At 75.0% G+C, this 276-nt stretch carries 1 protein-coding gene; it reads right to left on the bottom strand.

Features of this window, described 5'->3' with window-relative positions; genetic code table 11:
* The coding region (locus RZA33_RS19465) for a hypothetical protein (protein ID WP_322976231.1) at positions 1-276 on the bottom strand (276 nt) is incomplete at both ends.

A 276-nucleotide genomic window follows, 5' to 3' on the forward strand; every position in this document is an offset into this window, starting at 1 on the left:
CGGCAGGGCATGGCGCTTGCGCCGCAGCAGCGAGCGCCCGCGGCTCGGTGGCAGCACCGCCGCGTTCCTGCCACGCCGCCATGCAGCTTGACCGTCAACGCCGCCACGGCCTGCGGCAGTCGCGGCGTGAAGCCCCGCAGCAGCAGGGCTTCCATGCTTTGCACGCGACGCGCCCGACCCGCAGGGGTCAGCGTCAGGCCAGGCGCCCTGAGCAGGCCGTCCACGCCGCCCTGCGCCTCCAGGCCCTGGTCGGTGCACAGGATCACATCGGGCGCC

It is taken from the genome of Halovibrio sp. HP20-59, assembly GCF_033052795.2.
Lineage (GTDB): Bacteria > Pseudomonadota > Gammaproteobacteria > Pseudomonadales > Halomonadaceae > Vreelandella.